This is a genomic window from Hahella sp. HN01, from assembly GCF_018986435.1.
GTDB lineage: Bacteria > Pseudomonadota > Gammaproteobacteria > Pseudomonadales > Oleiphilaceae > Hahella.
Window position 1 is genome coordinate 172,014 of record NZ_JAHMIN010000026.1, and the last position, 16,109, is coordinate 188,122.

The 16,109-nt window shown below is 54.3% G+C and carries 14 protein-coding genes; 10 read left to right on the forward strand and 4 right to left on the reverse strand.

Annotated elements, in window-relative coordinates:
* The first annotated feature begins 348 nt into the window (after window positions 1-348).
* The 6 genes from KP814_RS22685 to KP814_RS22710 all read left to right on the forward strand — a co-directional run bounded on the left by KP814_RS22685 (window position 349) and on the right by KP814_RS22710 (window position 6,415).
* Window positions 349-561 (forward strand): hypothetical protein, encoded by a 213-nt coding sequence (locus KP814_RS22685; protein ID WP_216738909.1) that lies wholly within the window; start codon window positions 349-351, stop codon window positions 559-561.
* 543 nt (window positions 562-1,104) lie between these two features.
* The gene (locus KP814_RS22690) at window positions 1,105-2,127 is read left to right on the forward strand and encodes a 2-dehydropantoate 2-reductase (RefSeq protein ID WP_216738910.1); all 1,023 of its coding nucleotides are present in this window, start codon (window positions 1,105-1,107) and stop codon (window positions 2,125-2,127) included.
* 149 nt (window positions 2,128-2,276) lie between these two features.
* The gene (locus KP814_RS22695) at window positions 2,277-4,724 is read left to right on the forward strand and encodes a bifunctional diguanylate cyclase/phosphodiesterase (protein ID WP_216738911.1); all 2,448 of its coding nucleotides are present in this window, start codon (window positions 2,277-2,279) and stop codon (window positions 4,722-4,724) included.
* Window positions 4,725-4,796: 72 nt separating this feature from the next.
* Window positions 4,797-5,207 carry a CoA-binding protein gene (locus tag KP814_RS22700; RefSeq protein ID WP_216738912.1) on the forward strand — a complete coding sequence of 137 codons (411 nt, stop codon included), beginning with the start codon at window positions 4,797-4,799 and terminating at the stop codon, window positions 5,205-5,207.
* 12 nt (window positions 5,208-5,219) lie between these two features.
* Window positions 5,220-5,924, forward strand: a complete 705-nt coding sequence (locus KP814_RS22705) for a DUF502 domain-containing protein (protein WP_216738913.1) — start codon at window positions 5,220-5,222, stop codon at window positions 5,922-5,924.
* Window positions 5,921-6,415 (forward strand): glutathione peroxidase, encoded by a 495-nt coding sequence (locus KP814_RS22710; RefSeq protein WP_216738914.1) that lies wholly within the window; start codon window positions 5,921-5,923, stop codon window positions 6,413-6,415. Before KP814_RS22705 ends, KP814_RS22710 begins: the two co-directional genes overlap by 4 nt.
* Window positions 6,416-6,466: 51 nt before the next feature.
* Here the strand turns inward: KP814_RS22710 and KP814_RS22715 are convergent, their stop codons facing one another.
* Both KP814_RS22715 and KP814_RS22720 read right to left on the reverse strand, forming a co-directional pair.
* Window positions 6,467-7,129, reverse strand: a complete 663-nt coding sequence (locus KP814_RS22715) for a 2OG-Fe(II) oxygenase (RefSeq protein ID WP_216738915.1) — start codon at window positions 7,127-7,129, stop codon at window positions 6,467-6,469.
* 147 nt (window positions 7,130-7,276) lie between these two features.
* Entirely contained in the window at window positions 7,277-8,182 is a 906-nt protein-coding gene (locus KP814_RS22720; protein WP_216738916.1) for an alpha/beta hydrolase, read from the reverse strand.
* A 280-nt stretch (window positions 8,183-8,462) separates the two neighbouring features.
* Here KP814_RS22720 and KP814_RS22725 point away from each other — a divergent pair, with 280 nt between their 5' ends.
* Together KP814_RS22725 and KP814_RS22730 are read left to right on the forward strand one after the other, a co-directional pair.
* Window positions 8,463-8,852, forward strand: a complete 390-nt coding sequence (locus tag KP814_RS22725) for a DUF3461 family protein (protein ID WP_127968141.1) — start codon at window positions 8,463-8,465, stop codon at window positions 8,850-8,852.
* A gap of 167 nt (window positions 8,853-9,019) precedes the next feature.
* Entirely contained in the window at window positions 9,020-9,979 is a 960-nt protein-coding gene (locus tag KP814_RS22730; RefSeq protein ID WP_216738917.1) for an AEC family transporter, read from the forward strand.
* A 9-nt stretch (window positions 9,980-9,988) separates the two neighbouring features.
* Here the strand turns inward: KP814_RS22730 and KP814_RS22735 are convergent, their stop codons facing one another.
* A complete protein-coding gene (locus KP814_RS22735; protein ID WP_216738918.1) occupies window positions 9,989-10,492 on the reverse strand; it encodes a GNAT family N-acetyltransferase in 504 nt (167 codons plus the stop codon).
* A 117-nt stretch (window positions 10,493-10,609) separates the two neighbouring features.
* On the opposite strand from KP814_RS22735, the gene KP814_RS22740 reads away from it, so the two are divergent.
* Window positions 10,610-11,938: a DASS family sodium-coupled anion symporter gene (locus KP814_RS22740; RefSeq protein WP_216738919.1), complete on the forward strand. Its 1,329-nt coding sequence runs from the start codon at window positions 10,610-10,612 to the stop codon at window positions 11,936-11,938.
* Here the strand turns inward: KP814_RS22740 and KP814_RS22745 are convergent.
* Entirely contained in the window at window positions 11,885-12,847 is a 963-nt protein-coding gene (locus tag KP814_RS22745; protein WP_216738920.1) for an EamA family transporter, read from the reverse strand. The genes KP814_RS22740 and KP814_RS22745 overlap by 54 nt on opposite strands.
* A 468-nt stretch (window positions 12,848-13,315) precedes the next feature.
* Between KP814_RS22745 and malT the strand changes: the two genes are divergently transcribed.
* On the forward strand, window positions 13,316-16,072 hold the full coding sequence (gene malT / locus KP814_RS22750; protein ID WP_216738921.1) for an HTH-type transcriptional regulator MalT: 2,757 nt from the start codon (window positions 13,316-13,318) through the stop codon (window positions 16,070-16,072).
* The last annotated feature ends 37 nt before the right edge of the window (window positions 16,073-16,109 follow it).

Sequence of the window (16,109 nt, forward strand, 5' to 3'; positions counted from 1 at the left end):
GATTTGTAACTTAGGTAATTTCCGAAATTTTTAAATTATTGTGCATTTTTTAACTGACTTATTAAAAACTTTGTCTAAACTACTAAATAAATAAGGTTTTGCTCATTCCTCCCTTGGTTGAGCGCTGTAAAAAAGTATGTTGTAAGGTTGCAAATTCTTTTCTTATGGCAATAATTCACAACAATTTTCAATCAAGGGAATTATCAAGGTTCAGCGCTTTCTAAAAGTAAGAGAGCCTTTTGAAGAGACAGAGTAGTTAAAGTCCAAAGGCTGTAGTAAAGGGAGATAGGCAAGCATTTTGCTTATCTATAGATGAGAGTAAAACTGCCGATATAGTGAGCAAGGATCATGGCGAAAGTATTACAGACAGAAATTTTGGAGGTAACTGCAATGACCAGCCAAATTTCACACTACAACAAACGCTTAGAGCGTTTATACAGTAGCAAAATGGAACAACTTAACCGCGCAATGACTGCCGGCAACAAATTACGTTGTCTGGTATTACAGGCGGAAGCTGACGCGATTTGTCAGGAACTTAAACAATTTGTCGGCGCTAAATAGTCTTCTATTTATCGCCGACGCCCCTCTCCTTCAGGGAGAGCTGTAGTTAGCGTTATCAATAAAGCATCTTATCCATTGAATTTGTTAGCTTTTCTTCTGTTTCCCTTACAGAGCCCCCACCGTCGCCTGATACAAACAGCCTTTATAATAAATTAGATTATATACATCTATTTTTATATTCATTTGTGACTCAATAAACTTTACAAGGCTTTTGTAAAGTATTTAACAAAAGCGGAAATATACGTCTGAAAATTTTACACCTTCATTTGTTGTAGCATTTCCGTATCTTGACGACAGGAACAACATTACACATATATTTTGTAACTCCTTGAATTTGTTCCCTGCATGAGCCTTCCATTAATTTTATTATCCTGCTTTTGGTGCTACATTCATTGAGGGTATGCGCTCTAATGCCCGGCCCCTTGGGCATGGCGGCAATTAAAAGGAGATAGAACTCACCGCCAAAAAGTGTCTGCCTGCGTCCGGATATCCGGACAAAATCTGCCACTCAGCATGCTGAAAAATAACAAAAGGAGTAGAAAGATGAGGTACGCCGTCCTCGGCGCAGGAACAATAGGCAGTTTTTTGGGAGGAATGCTGCAGGCAGGCGGCAATCCCGTCTGGTTCGTTGGCCGCTCGGCGCAGGCACAGCTCATTGCTCAGGAGGGCCTGCATCTACGCAACCTCAAAGGCGGACGACGTTACTTCGATGGCGCACAGCTTCATTTCGGCGATGACCCCGCCGTTCTGGCCAACGCCGACTGCATACTAGTGACGGTCAAAAGCCAGGATACAGCCAGCGCAGCGGAGGTTCTGCGTCGTCACGCTCCAGAATCCGCCATTATCGTGAGCTTCCAGAACGGAGTCCGCAATGCCGGACAGCTCAAAGCCCGCTTACCCCATAAGATTATTCCCGGGATGGTCCCATTCAACGTGATCCAGCCTCATCCAGGCGATCTGCGGCAAGTCTCGTCCGGACATTTAGCCATCCAGGCCTCCCCTTTTTCAGAACAAATTCAGAAAGATTTCAAGGCAGGCGGATTGCCGCTGGATATTCACGAGCGAATGGAGCCGGTACAGTGGAGCAAGTTGTTGCTCAACCTCAACAACGCCATTAATGCTTTATCGGGACTGCCTTTGCGCGCCATGTTGCTCAACCCCGGTTATCGTAAAGCACTGGCGGCGGCGCAACGGGAAGCGCTAAGGGTGATCGAGCAGGCGGGCTTCCAAACCGTTCGGTTGGGCGCGATTGTGCCGGAACTGTCGCCCTATCTTCTGCATCTTCCGACGCCGCTGTTCCGGCTTATCGCCAATGCTGCGCTGGCCATTGATCCCGACGCTGGCTCTTCCATGCAGGATGACCTCCGCCTTGGTAAAAAAACGGAAGTGGAATACATCAATGGCGAAGTAACGCACTTGGCCGACAAGTTAGGCGCTCCCTGTCCAGTTAACCGGACACTGATGGACCTGATTAAACAAGCGGAAGCCGAAGGCAGGGACTACCGTAAGCTCAGTGCGCAAGACATCCTCAACGCCATTACGACGGCTTGCGCAGCGGAGGAATAAACCCCGCTGCAATAACCTGAAAATCCAATGTTTCCCGTTAGCCGGCGCCGCAGATTTTCCGACTATACTGATTAGATAACATTTACTCAGCATCCCTTCTCACCGCCGCACCGATCATGTCGAGGGATGCGCCTGACGCAGTTTCAGACATGACACTGAAGTTTCATCGACGTATATCCTTCAAGCTGGCGCGCGCCGGAGTCATTCTGGCCTTTATCCTTGGGGGCCTGCTCAGCTCCATACAGGTGTATTTCGACTATTTGAGTCATGAGAAGGATTTTCAGGACTTTATTGAGCGCGTGCTGCAAGCCGCCCGTCCTCCCGCCGTACGCGCTGTTCACACTCTGGATGCTCGCCTGGCGGAAGAAGTCGTCACCGGCCTCATGCAGTATGATTATGTCCATCAGGTGCTGATCGTCGACGAACTGGGGCAAACCCTCGCTGAAGGCGCCAAGCCTGTCGCCGACTCCAACACTGGCTGGATTACGTCCAGCATCGGCGCGATTTATCGCACCTATCCTATCGCGCTGCAAATGGAGTCTTATCACCAGCTCCAGACCGGCCGCATGGAAGTGGTGGTGAATGTGGACAAAGCCCTGGAGCCCTTCTTCAATCGCGCCTATTACGTACTGATCATCGGCATCGTGCGCAACATGGTGCTGGTGTTGCTGTTGTTTATCGCCTTCTATTACATGATCACGCGACCGCTGATTTCTCTCGCCGCCAGCTTTTCCGAGGTGAACCCGGAAGATCCCGGCGACCGCCGTTTGCGCCTGCCTCGCAGTCATGACGGCGATGAGCTGGGCTATCTGGCGCAGATCGGCAACCAGTTTCTGGAAACTTTACAAAAACGCCTGGAAGAACGTCGCGAAGCGGAAGAAACCTTGCGCGACAGTGAACGCCAGACCCGACAGATTATCGATACGGTTCCCCACCTGATTTACGCCAAAGATCGCAACGGAGCCTTTGTCTTCGTCAATCAGGCGCTGGCAAGCTTCTACGATCGCAATATCACAGAAATCGAGGGAACGGATCACCACTCGTTGCACCATTTGATTTCCAACCTGGAGTCCGTGCGCTTCGATAACGAAGACAGAGAGGTCATCGATAAGCAGAAAGTCATGTTCATTCCCGAACACGGCCTCACGGATATTTATGGCCGCCGTCGCATCCTGCAAAGTAACAAAATCCCGTTTCGTTTTTTCGGCAAACCCTGTGCGCTAATCGTATCCGTGGACATCACTGACAGAGTCGAGGCGCAATCCCGCGTGGAACAATTGGCTTTTCACGACCCGCTCACCGGCCTGCCCAATCGCAACCTGTTCTATGACCGTCTCACCATGGACATCGCCCGCTCCCGCAACCACGGAGCCTACGGGGCGCTGTTGTTGATCGATCTGGACAACTTCAAGAACATCAATGATTCGCTGGGGCATTCGGTCGGCGATGAGCTACTGCGTAACGTGGCGAAAAATCTGCGTAACTGTCTGGATGAAGAAATCACTGTCGGTCGCCTCGGCGGCGATGAGTTTACAGTGATCATGCCAGAGTTGGGACGCACGCCGGAGGAGGCGGAGCAAAACGCCAACCTGATCGCGGCGAAAGTCCTCTCAGAACTGTCCTCCCCGTTCTTTTTCAACACTCAGGAATTCACCGTAACCGCCAGCATGGGCGTGGCGCTGTATCCAGACAAAGACGCCAACACGGAAGTCATCCTGCGCTACGCCGACACAGCGCTGTTCCAGGCTAAACATGAAGGCCGCAACAAAATGACCATCTTCAAAGCGGAGATGGCAGATGCGGTGAGCAAACGTCTCAGTATCGAAAACGAATTACGCACGGCGGTAAAAGACAAAGCGCTGATGTTCTACTACCAGCCCCAGGTCAGCGTCACCGACGGACGCATTATCGGCGCGGAGGCGTTGATACGCTGGAACCATCCGCAACGAGGGCTGATTACTCCCGATGAGTTCGTGCCCGTGCTGGAAAACTCCAACCTGATTCTCACCGCCGGCCTGGATATGTTCACCCAGGCCTGTATGCAGGTGAAGGAGTGGCTGGACAAAGGGTGGTGGGAAGAGGATATGCGCGTCGCCATCAACGTCAGTCCCAAGCAGTTCTATCAGGCGGAGTTTGTTGAACAAATTATAGAAATTCTGCAAGCCACCCGACTCCCTGCGCACTGCGTAGAATTGGAAGTGACGGAGACTGTGGTTATCCAAAACGTCAAAGACACCATCAACAAGATGCTCAGCCTTAAAGGATTGGGCGTGCGTTTTTCCCTGGATGATTTCGGCACCGGCTACTCGTCCCTCAGTTATCTGAAGCGGCTGCCAGTCGACTGCCTGAAAATCGACCGCTCCTTCGTCACCGACATCAACAGCGACGTAAACGACGCCGCCATTGTCTCCACGATCCTGGCCATGGCCTCACACCTGGATCTTGAGGTGGTGGCGGAGGGCGTGGAGACCGTTGAGCACCTGGAGTTTCTGAAAGAGAACGAATGCGATTACTACCAAGGCTACCTGTTCAGTAAACCTCTGCCCGCCGCAGAGATGGGCGAGCTGCTGAGATTACAGCCGAAAAATCCCAAGTAGTCTGAGTGCAGTTGCAGGCGACGACGGTGCTCCGCATAATGCTGACAGCTTATCAGCGGAGCCAACGACACCATGCCCTCAGCAGCCGAAATCAGCCGAATATTGAAAAGCGTACACACTATCGCAATGGTCGGCGCCAGCGATAAACCGGGGCGCGACAGCCACCATGTCATGCTATTTCTGCAAAACAAGGGATACCGGGTCATTCCCGTCAACCCCGCGCTGAAAGGCTCCACCTTGCTGGGCGAGACCGTTTACGCCAGCCTGCGCGACATTCACGTCCCTGTAGACATGGTGGATATCTTTCGCCGCCCGGATGCAGTTCCCGACATCGTCGACAACGCGATCGCCATTGGCGCCGGCGTCGTGTGGATGCAGTTGGGCGTCATCCATGAGCCGGCGGCGCAGAAAGCAATGGATGCGGGGATCAAAGTCGTCATGGACCGCTGCCCGAAAATCGAAATCACCCGACTGGGACTGTAATCTCTAACCTTTATGACAAAACTGAAGTTGTTATTGCGCAACGCCTTTATCGGCGGCGTTATCGTACTGTTACCACTGGCCATATTGGGTTTATTCTTCAATTGGCTTTTCCGCGCCGTCACAGACCTGATTCAACCGATCACCAATATCGTCATCCGCATGGTGTCGGCGCCGGAAGTGGTCGGAGATATGGTCGTCATCCTAGTGATCGCTATTGCGTGCATCCTGGTGGGCAGCCTCACCGCCACCAGCATCGGTCGCTATCTGCATTCTCGGTTTGACGGTCATTTACGCCGTATCGCGCCGGGCTATCAAATGGTGAAGGAGATCGTCACCCAGTTGTTGGGCGATAAGAAAAACTCGCCTTTCAGATCCGGCGCTGTAGCGGAAGTCAAAATATTCGGCCCTTCAACGCCGACCAGCGTCACCGCCATTGTCACCAGCACGCATGAGGACGGCCGCTACACGGTTTTTGTCCCGACAGGCCCCAATCCCACAACCGGCTTCGTTTTTCACGTTCCAGGCGAAGCAGTGACGCTAAGGCCGGATATCAAAGTGGAAGCCGCCATTCGCACCATTATTTCATGCGGCGCCGGCAGCGCGGCCTTGCTGGCAATCGCCGGCCCCGCCAACGCAAAAACGGACCCCGCCGTCGCTACAGCGGATAAGGGTTCAGCCCCCAAACATCCAGAGCAACATAAGGACATCCAACTATGACGACGCTTTACGATTTCACCGTCAAAGATATTCATGGCGCCGACCTGCCGCTGGAGCAGTTCAAAGGCAGAACGCTATTGCTGGTGAACGTCGCCAGTGAATGCGGTCTGACGCCTCAGTACGAAGAGCTGCAGTCGCTATATGAAGAGCACAAGGACGATGGCTTAGTGGTATTGGGACTGCCCTGCAATCAGTTCGGTGGGCAAGAGCCAGGTGACGAGGCAGCTATTCACGCGTTCTGCTCTACGCGCTTTCAGGTGAGCTTCCCCATGACCGCCAAGATAGAGGTGAACGGCCCGGGACGGCACCCGCTTTACCAGTGGCTCATCGGTAATGGCGAGGACATACATTGGAATTTCGAGAAGTTTCTCGTCAATGGCGAAGGCCGCTGCGTAGCGCGCTTCGATCCACGTACGCCGCCCAGTGATGAAGAATTGCTGGATAAAGTCGACGAGCAACTCCAGCTCAGCAAAATCCTGCTGGGTAAATAGCCCAGAGTTATTTCCCAATCAGAAGAAGGCTCCGCGAATCCGCGCGGAGCTTCAGAACGGCGATGAGTTGGTGCGCAGCCAGCAGGCGATGCTCCAGCGGGCGCGGTGAGTCAGTCTGACTTCGTGAGGGAAATCCTCGCTGAGAAAGATCACTGTCCGGCCCATCTCGGGAGTAATATCCGCGATGAGACCGCCGTTACCGCCATCGTATAATCCCAGCTCACCGCCTTCATCTGGCAGCCAGTCCTGATTCAGGTAGTGCACCAGCGTCACCTTACGGGGGCTGCGGCCGCGAAAGTTGTCCACATGACGGCGGTAATACGCCTGCGGCTCATATACAGCGTAATGCGCTTCCACTTCCTGCAAGCCCAGATACAAAGTGCGATTCAGAACCTGACGCACATTTTCCAGAAAAAGCAGAAACTCTTGTTGCGTCTCACTGCGCCCATCCAGCCAACATGACCAGTCGCGCCGCACGGAGTCATTCAATTGTCGGTCTTCCGCACGTCCAATATGAGCAGGGCTAAAACCGCCTTCGGTATACATGAATTCCGCCTCCTGTCGCAGACGAGATGCCAGCTCCAGCGGAATCAGATCGTCAAAGACGCCCCATCCTTGCTGCGCCAAAACATCAGCCATCCGCTCATGCCATTCCTGAGAAGGAAGCGCACAGACCGAAGCGCCCGACTGAGCGATATCTTGATTCAAGGACATAGGATGCAATTCCTTCCGCGCCGGCGGCGAGAACAATAGGAGGAGGTCAAGGTCAATGGCGGCTGCCGTGCTGACCGGGCGAAGAATTATAGAGCGGAAATTACCCCGCGCGAATTGTTTTTTTGCTCTCTTCCAGTATGAAGAATATTAAGCCGCCGCCGTCGCTCCCAGCGGGGTGTGCGAGCGAATGAAATCGCCGATTTCATGAATGGCTCGACCGCCCTGCGGCAACAGACGGGATGCGAAATGCCAGACATGAAACATGTGCGGCCACACCTGCAATTGCAAAGGCACCCCCTGCAGTCGGGCGCGCCGGTGAAACTGCTTACATTCTGAAAGCAAAATTTCATCACCGCCCACCTGAATCAGCACTGGCGGCAGGTCGTGCAAGTCGCCAAAGAACGGCGAGATGCCAGGCAATTTAGGATCGTGTTCTCCTGCATAATGGCGGGCAAAAAAGCGTATGCGCTCTGGCGAAATCACCGGGTCATGAGGCAGGCGATGAGATTTGCTCGACAGCTGGCAGGTCAAATCCAGCCAGGGCGAAATACACACCGCCGCCGCAGGTGTCGGTAAATCCATATCACGAATGAATTGCAGCGCCGCCATGGTAAGGCCGCCGCCGGCGGAATCACCCGCAATGACAATATGCCTGGCTTTAACGCCTCGATCCAAAAGGTGTTTATAAGCCGCCACCACATCATGCAGCGCCGCCGGAAAAGGATGCTCCGGCGCCAGCCGATATTCCAGCATCAAAGTGCGCGCTTTGGCGGCCTTGCTGATGCGGCAGGCCAGTTCAAGATGGGTGCGATTGGAGCCAATGACATATCCGCCGCCATGCAGATACAGAACCACGCGGGATTCGCATTCAGTGCGATGGCTCAACCATAACGCCTGTAACCCGTCAATTTCACAAGGCTCGCTGGAGAACCCCGGCGGAGCATGAATAAACCACGAGGTCTGAGAGGCGCACAGACGATAAGCCATCAAATTGTTGGGAATGAAATGCATCCCCAAACGAATCATATCTTTCAGAATATTTATGCGAGTCATACGAGCAAACAGCCGTCCAAATTACAACTGATGGACCTACTTTTGATTTATAGACCAACTTACACAGTTGTACAAAAAACATCCGCCGCTCACAGAACTAGACATAAGTCAAAAAGGTTACCGTTGGTAACATTTTTGTCGGGTTGTACCTATATCAATTTTTTACCAAAAGTTCAAGATATGCCCCAATACAGTTTTTCATCGTTGTTTTAACAACTTACCGATTTCTTAACTAAACTGACTTTTAAGGTTTAAATTTTAAAACTAATCTGGAGTACCCATGACTGACCATCTCAAGCATATCGGCGTCGCCGATCCCCAACGCATCGAAAAATACACGCTGCGCACCGAAGCTGAGAACGACATCCTCAAGATCTACTACAAAAAGGAAAAAGGCGACCTTTTCCACAGAAGCCTGAAAGTTAAATTCCCCCGTCTGCAAAAGCAGTTGTTGGTGGATTCAGGCGGCACCAAGCGTTATGAAAACACTTCTGAAATTGCGCCTAACCTGCTGCACGTTCTGGATGAGCTGGACAAAATCACCTGCAAAGAAACCGAACAGGTCGACGTAAAAGAGAAGATCCTGAAGGATCTGCGCCACTTGGAGCGCGTCGTGAACAACAAGATCAAGGAAATCGAGCGCGACCTGGACAAGCTGTCAGCGCGTTGATTCGTAACGATCGATCTCGGCCGGGCGGTCTTCCAACGTAGCCGCCTGGCCAACCTGTCCGCCAGCGATTGAATATTTCCCTCTCGTCATACTGACATCTCATTCATACGCTGCGGCAATCTCGCTTAAACTCCTCAACCAAGCCCATTAATTTCCAGAGTCCGCCCATGTTTGAGTTGTTGCTGCAAAGCGCCGTTTTCGCCGCCGGTGTGGTGCTGCCGACATTTTTTCTCGTCATCCTTGGTTTTCTATTGCGACGCAGCAACATGATTGACGGCGCGTTCATTGAGACGGGCTCCCGCCTGGTATTCAAAATCGCGCTACCTACTCTCATCTTCCTCAACGTCGCCGAACTACAGTTGGGGCAGGTGGTCAATCTGGCGCAATTGGGCTACGCAATCATCTCCACGACGATTGGCTTTATTGCAGTCTGGTTCATCGCCAAACGCTATATTTCAGAACCCAAGCAACTGGGCGTGTTCGTACAAGGCGCATTTCGAGGCAATCTCGGCATCGTTGGTTTAGCGTTATGCGCCGGCGCCTACGGCGCGCAGGGTGTGGCGATAGGGTCGGTGCTGCTGGGCTTCGTCACCCTGCTGTACAACCTGTTGTCAGTCTGGGCGTTAACCGCCTCGCAGCATCAAAACGCCAAGCTGCCCTGGGCTGGCGTGCTGAAAGAGATCGTCCGCAATCCCCTCATCATCAGCATCGTATTAGCGCTTGGATTTGCGGCATTACAGATTCCATTGCCAGAGATGGCGAAAAAAGCCGCCGGTTACTTCGCCGATCTGACTCTGCCTCTGGCGCTGCTCTGCGTCGGCGGCTCCATCAACGACAAAGTATTGCGGGCGACGTCCCGACTCGCGCTGCACGCCACGCAACTGAAGCTGATCTGGCTGCCTGTAGCGCAGATCGTTATCGCGTTCGCCATAGGCATACGCGATATCTACCTGGGTTCGCTCTTTCTCATGTTCGCCAGCCCGACCGCCACCGTCAGTTTCGTGATGGCGAAAGCCATGGGTGGGGACAGTGAGTTGGCCGCCGCCATTGTCGCCTTATCTACGTTGGCGTCCTTCGTCTCCCTGGCGATCGGCATTACCGTGCTGAACACGATTGGCTGGATGTAAGGCGCGGAGTCAGTCCAGCACTTTGATCATACGCACTTCACAGACTTGATGACCGGTATCTCCCATGGGGTCGGTCAGCAGTTCGAAACCCAGGCGTTCGTATAAAGCGATAGCCTCTTTCAACGCGGCTGTCGTTTCCAGATAGCACTGCTTGAACCCCTGGTCCCTGGCGAACTCCTGCGCCATGAGCACGATTTTGTAACCCAAGCCTTGCCCACGGCAGACCGGCAGGAAGTACATTTTCTGTAGTTCCGCCACCGAGCCGTCTCCTCCCGCCAACGGCGCCACGCCACCGCCGCCGACGATGCGTCCTTCATACTCCACCACCCAATAGGCGGCGCCATCGGTTGCATAGGTTTCATACATGGCGTCTACACTGGCGTCTCCGACAGCAAATCCTCGCTCAGGCGTAAGCCCGTATTCGGCGGAGACCTGACGGATGACCTCCGCCATTTGCGAGTTATCCGCAGCGGTGATGGATCGTAGGCTAAACTGAGAAGCGTTCGAGGTCATTGGCGTCCTTTTGCGTTGTATCAAGTCAATTTCTCTATGAAAAACCGATAATTACCTCATTTTTGACGTTACATCAACCAAGACCTCGGCGTTAAGGAAAGCCATGGCTGAGCGAATATGCGATTGAAATTGATTGGGATAATCCTGGCCGCAGGGCCGCTATGCCTGGAAACGCTGGTTCAGGCGCCCGCCGACGCCCGTCACGGGCTCTCTATCTTGTGGATAGCCGCCGTGTTGTGGATGACGGAGTTGCTGCATGTCACCGTCACCGCCCTGTTGATTCCCATCATGGCAGTGACGTTGGGCTTACTGTCGGTCATGGAGGGCTTCAGTGAATTCGCCAATCCCATTATCTTTCTGTTCCTTGGCGGCTTCGCTCTTGCTTCAGCGCTGCATAAACAGCAAGTGGACAGCGCCATCGCCGCCAAGGTGCTGCGCCTCACGCGCGGCAAAATCAGTCACGCCCTGATCTTACTATGCGCCCTCAGCGCGCTGCTCTCCATGTGGATCAGCAACACCGCTACGACCGCCATTATGATGCCTTTGGTTCTGGGCCTGCTCAGCCAGGAAAATGATCGCCCGGATAATCCTCGCGTATTCGCGCTACTGGCGGTGGCGTATTCCGCCAGCATCGGCGGCGTCGCAACCTTGGTGGGCAGTCCGCCCAACGCCATTGTCGCCGCGCAGTTGGGTATGTCCTTCAGCGACTGGATTCAACTGGGTTTGCCCGTGACGCTGATGCTGTGGCCGGTAATGCTGTTCACTCTCTACAAAGCGCTGCGACCGGATCTTAGCGGTCGCGCCCAGACAGTGACGCACCCCGACTTTACCTGGACCCGTGAGCGTTTGATTCTACTGGGCATATTCAGCGCCACGGTTGCGATGTGGCTCTTCAGCAAGCCTTTAGGAGAACTGCTGGGAATAGAAAAAGACCTGGATAGCTGGATCGCCATATTGGCGCTGGTCGCGCTGACCGTCAGCAAAGTCGTTTCCTGGAAAGACGTCAGCGCCACCACAGACTGGGGAGTGCTGCTGCTATTTGGAGGAGGTTTGACCTTAAGTGTGGTGTTGAAGAGTTCAGGCGCCAGCCAATTGCTGGGTGAATCCCTGGCGGCGCTGGTGGCCGCCTGGCCCGCCTATCTGTTGCTGCTGACCATCACCGCCTTTGTGATATTCCTGACCGAGCTGTCCAGCAATACCGCCACCGCCGCTTTACTGGTTCCGATCTTTCTGGCTTTGCCGACGGGGCAGCTGAGCCCCGAACAAACTGCGCTGACGATCGGCATCGCCGCCTCCTGCGCCTTCATGTTGCCGGTGGCGACGCCACCCAACGCCATCGTGCACGGGACTGGGCTTGTGCCCCAGAAAACAATGGTCAGGGTAGGCTTCTATTTAAACCTCGCCTGCGCTCTGCTGGTCAGTGCGTTTATTTTCTTCTTCGCCTAACGGAATAACCAATGCGGGCGTGCTGAGCGGCCGCAGCCAACGCAGCGTCTTGCGCGGCAGATCAAAGTACAACGCCAGCCCCAGCAGAATGAGGCAACCGCCCAGCAGCACTGTGGGATGGATCGTCTCATCATTCAGTGTAACGCCCAACAGCAACGCCAGAACCGGCGTGACCAATGTAGCCATGGCCACCGTGGACGGCTGCAGTTTCTGCAAAACATAGTAGTAAGCGAAGAAGCCCAATACGGAGCCCACCAAGGCCAGGTAAACCACCGCCCACAGACCACGATCGTTCAGGTTAATCTGGGGTATTTCCCCGTCCATCAACGCCCACAGAACAAAGTAACCGGGTAAGGCCAGCAGAATCGAGCCGAAGGTCAGCGCCAGCGGATGCGGCGTCGCTTTCTGTTTCTTCAACAACACGCCGCTAAGACTGAACAACGCCACGGCGCCCAACACCAGCAGCAAACCAAATGCGATAGCGCCTGACGCATGCAGATCCTTGCCAAATACTGTCGCCAATCCACTAATAGCCAGCCCCAGGGCCAGCCACTGGCTTTTCTGAAAGCGCGCTCCGTCCAACAGATACACGCCAAGCAGACCGGACATTATCGGCGACAGACCATACATCACGGAGATCAATCCGGATGGAACGGTTTTCGAAGCGAAATAGGTCAGCATCATGGCCCCAAAGACACCCATGGTTCCGCACAGATAGCTATAGAGGGAGTCCCTGTCCCAGTGCAGCGGAATGCGATACAGACGAATAACCACGCCAGTGACGATCGCCGCGATCGTCATGCGCAAACCTACCGCCACCGTCGGATGAAAGGACTGACTGCTCCAGACGACTCCCAGCGGCGTCGTGGACCAGACTAATATCACCATCGCATATGCAAGAATAACCACCGCCAACCTCCGCGCCTTTCCTTAAACACAGCCGCTCGTCGTTACAGATTTATCGCAGTCGGGGAACTTTAGATCGGGCCCTCAGGGCAAAAAAAAGCCGCAGGGGAAGAACCGCTGCGGCATCAAGAACTGTTACGATCCCGCTATTTCACCGCTGCCGCATGCGCACATCGCAGAATGGATGCGCAAGACATTGCGGGCAAAGTGAAATAATGAAAACGCACTGTCGTATACATCCGCGTATGGTGGTCTTCCAGCCCCATACCAGCAATACGCAATAACCACATAAGCGCCCGCCGTCAGGGCGTATACGGTGAATGGACGCTGACTTTCCAAAGCGATATTTGCTAAAGTCTGATGTAACTGCGTCCAGGGAGCCACGGCTCCATATAATCACAAATTCATGACCGGCGTATGAACCGGCCAATAATGGACGACATTAGCGCTGAAACATAATTAGGGTCGCCGATGACAACTACAATAAAGCCCGAGTCTTTAACCTTGATAAAAGCCAAGATAATGCCTCCGCCCAAGCCTGCGCGCCTGTTGGAGCGGGAGAAGTTCGACGACCTGCTGCATGAGATCGATCCGATCAACCTGATCCTGGTGCAGGCGCCCGCTGGTTACGGCAAAACTACGATGATCGACGATCGCCTGAACGCACTGGGCGCCAACGCCGCCTGGTTCCGTCTCGACGCTCAGGACAACCTGAGCGAGCAGTTCGCCTTTTATGTCGCTCACTCATTGAACGAAGCCACCCGAGGCGCCTGTCCGGAAACCCTGCGCACGTTAAACCAACAAGGTTACCCGACCTTGCAGACGTTCCTCACTGACCTGCTGTCTGAGTTACCCTTGGAAGGCGATCCGCTGCTTGTGGTGCTGGACGATTATCACCTGATCACCAATACAGAGATCCATAGCGGCGTGACGTTTCTTCTCCGACACCTGCCTCCCTACATTACGTTAGTGCTGTTATCCCGCACCACACCGCCCATAGGGGTCGCGCAGCTTCGCATGCAGGGGCGGATGCTGGAAATCACCGCCAAGGACCTTTCTTTCAGCGCCGACGAAGCTCAGGTGTATTTTGAGCAACGCCTGCGATTTGAAGTGTCCCGAGAGAGTATCGAGCGCGCCAACCGCCGGGTCGAAGGCTGGGTGTCAGCCTTGCAACTGCTGGCGGCGACCGCTTCTACTGGCGTCGAATTCAACGAATACGTAGAGCAGTTGCACAGCGGCAATCACTATATATTCGATTACTTTGACGAGCTTACCCGCACCAGTATCGACAATGAGCAGCGCCTGTTCCTGCTGCGCACCAGCGTGCTGGAGCGCTTCAATGCGTTGATGGTGATGCGTCTGGCGCAACAACAGGACGGCCAGTTTCTTCTGAACTCGCTGTTGAACCTGGGGCTGTTCATCGTGCCGTTGGACAGCAGCGGCCTGTGGTTCCGCTACCATCCACTATTCGCCGCCTATTTGCGACATATGCAAGCCTGCGTGCTGCCGGATGAAACCGCACGTCTTCACCAACGCGCCAGCGACGCCTGGCGTGAAATGGGCTTTTTTGAAGACGCCGCCCGTCACGCAGTGCTGGCCAAAGACCAGCAACGCATCAAGGATATCCTGCTCAGTTGCGGCCGCGACTTTTTCACCGAAGGGCAGTTCAATCTGCTGCAACGCTGTTTCGACGCGCTGAATAAAGAAGTCATCGCCGATCACCCTATTCTCACTCTGCTGCGCGCCTGGGTGGCGCAGGGCCAGTACCAGTGGTCTGAAGTGGAGTCCTGGCTGAAAGCGGCGGAGCAGCATTTGAAAACCCACTGCAGCGAAGAAGAATGGGAAGCCATTACCGGCGAATTCAACGCCGTGCGCGCCCAGGTGGCCATGAACGTCGGAGATGCGGAACGGGCGCAAACCTTCGCAAAATCCGCGCTGGCCCATGATCCAGTGTATCTGCCCACCTCTCGCACCGCGGCGTCTTCGGTTATTGGCGAATCCTTATTCGTGCAGGGCCACCTCAAGGAAGCCATTAACCGCATGCAGGACACCGAACAACTGGCGTTGGCGGAACATGCACACCAGAACGTCATTTGGGCCTTGTGTCAGCAATCAGAGATCAGCGTCGCCCAGGGCTATCTGCAGAAAGCCTACAACATCCAGGAGAAGGCGCTGCAATATGCGGAAGACCACAGCCTGGAGCGTCTGCCCATTCTGGAGTTCCTGTACCGCATACGCAGTCAGATCATGTGGGAGTGGCACCATCTGGAAAGCGCGGAGCGATGCGCGCTAAAAGGCATCGAGATTCTGGAAAGCCAGGGTGAGCGCTGGTTCATCCAAAGCTACGTGATGCTGGCGAAGATCGCCCAGGCGCGGGGACGTCAGTCGCTGTGCGCGGACTACGTGCAGAAGATTCACAAAATGCTGGCCTCCGGCGAATACCATATCGACTGGACCGCCAACGCGCACGCCGCCATGCTGTCTTATTGGGACGCGGTGCGCGATAAAGAATCCATTCAACGCTGGCTGACCGCGGCGCCGGAGCCCACGCCAGAGCAGGCCACCAACCACTTTACCCAGTGCAATATCCGCAACTGGGCGCGGGCCTACGTCAGTCTGGGAGATTTCGACAAGGCGCTGCCGCTGTTGGAAGGCATCCAAAGCATGGCGGAGCAGTTTGGCCTGAAAACCGATATCAATCGCAACCATATCCATTTATCGCAGCTTTACTGGCTCAACGAGCAGCGTGAAGACGCCCTGCGCCACATGGCCATTGCACTCAAACTCGCCAGCACCACCGGCGCGGTGGGCAGTTTCCTGCGCATCGGTAAGGTGCTGATCAACATTCTCAAAGCCTTGATCAGCGAAGAGCAGTTGGATGAGATGGAAAAACAGCGGGCGGAACGCCTGATCCAACTGGCGCAACAACAACGGGATTTCAGCCGCGCGATTCGCATTTCACTGGATGAAGCCATCATCCAGGATATTATCGACCGCCCTGACGTGCCGGAACTCATCCGCACCTCTCCCCTCACTCGCCGGGAGTGGCAAGTGCTCAGTCTTATCCATGCAGGTCTGTCCAACGACCAGATCGCCGAGCACATGAAAGTGGCGCCCACCACCGTGAAAACCCACATCCGCAGCCTCTACCAAAAACAGAACATCACCCACCGCTCCGAAGCCATCAATCTGGCGCGGGATCTGCTGAGTAAGATACAGGGGGAGTGAGCGCAGCTCCCCCTCATACCCACCCTCCGCCTCCTCC

Coding starts and splice junctions, on each gene's coding strand:
- KP814_RS22725 (WP_127968141.1), top strand. CDS start 8,463: ATGACTGACCATCTCAAGCATATCGGCGTCGCCGATCCCCAACGCATC.
- KP814_RS22720 (WP_216738916.1), bottom strand. CDS start 8,182: ATGACTCGCATAAATATTCTGAAAGATATGATTCGTTTGGGGATGCAT.
- KP814_RS22740 (WP_216738919.1), top strand. CDS start 10,610: ATGCGATTGAAATTGATTGGGATAATCCTGGCCGCAGGGCCGCTATGC.
- KP814_RS22690 (WP_216738910.1), top strand. CDS start 1,105: ATGAGGTACGCCGTCCTCGGCGCAGGAACAATAGGCAGTTTTTTGGGA.
- KP814_RS22695 (WP_216738911.1), top strand. CDS start 2,277: ATGACACTGAAGTTTCATCGACGTATATCCTTCAAGCTGGCGCGCGCC.
- KP814_RS22715 (WP_216738915.1), bottom strand. CDS start 7,129: ATGTCCTTGAATCAAGATATCGCTCAGTCGGGCGCTTCGGTCTGTGCG.
- KP814_RS22730 (WP_216738917.1), top strand. CDS start 9,020: ATGTTTGAGTTGTTGCTGCAAAGCGCCGTTTTCGCCGCCGGTGTGGTG.
- KP814_RS22735 (WP_216738918.1), bottom strand. CDS start 10,492: ATGACCTCGAACGCTTCTCAGTTTAGCCTACGATCCATCACCGCTGCG.
- KP814_RS22700 (WP_216738912.1), top strand. CDS start 4,797: ATGCCCTCAGCAGCCGAAATCAGCCGAATATTGAAAAGCGTACACACT.
- KP814_RS22705 (WP_216738913.1), top strand. CDS start 5,220: ATGACAAAACTGAAGTTGTTATTGCGCAACGCCTTTATCGGCGGCGTT.
- KP814_RS22685 (WP_216738909.1), top strand. CDS start 349: ATGGCGAAAGTATTACAGACAGAAATTTTGGAGGTAACTGCAATGACC.
- malT (WP_216738921.1), top strand. CDS start 13,316: ATGACAACTACAATAAAGCCCGAGTCTTTAACCTTGATAAAAGCCAAG.
- KP814_RS22710 (WP_216738914.1), top strand. CDS start 5,921: ATGACGACGCTTTACGATTTCACCGTCAAAGATATTCATGGCGCCGAC.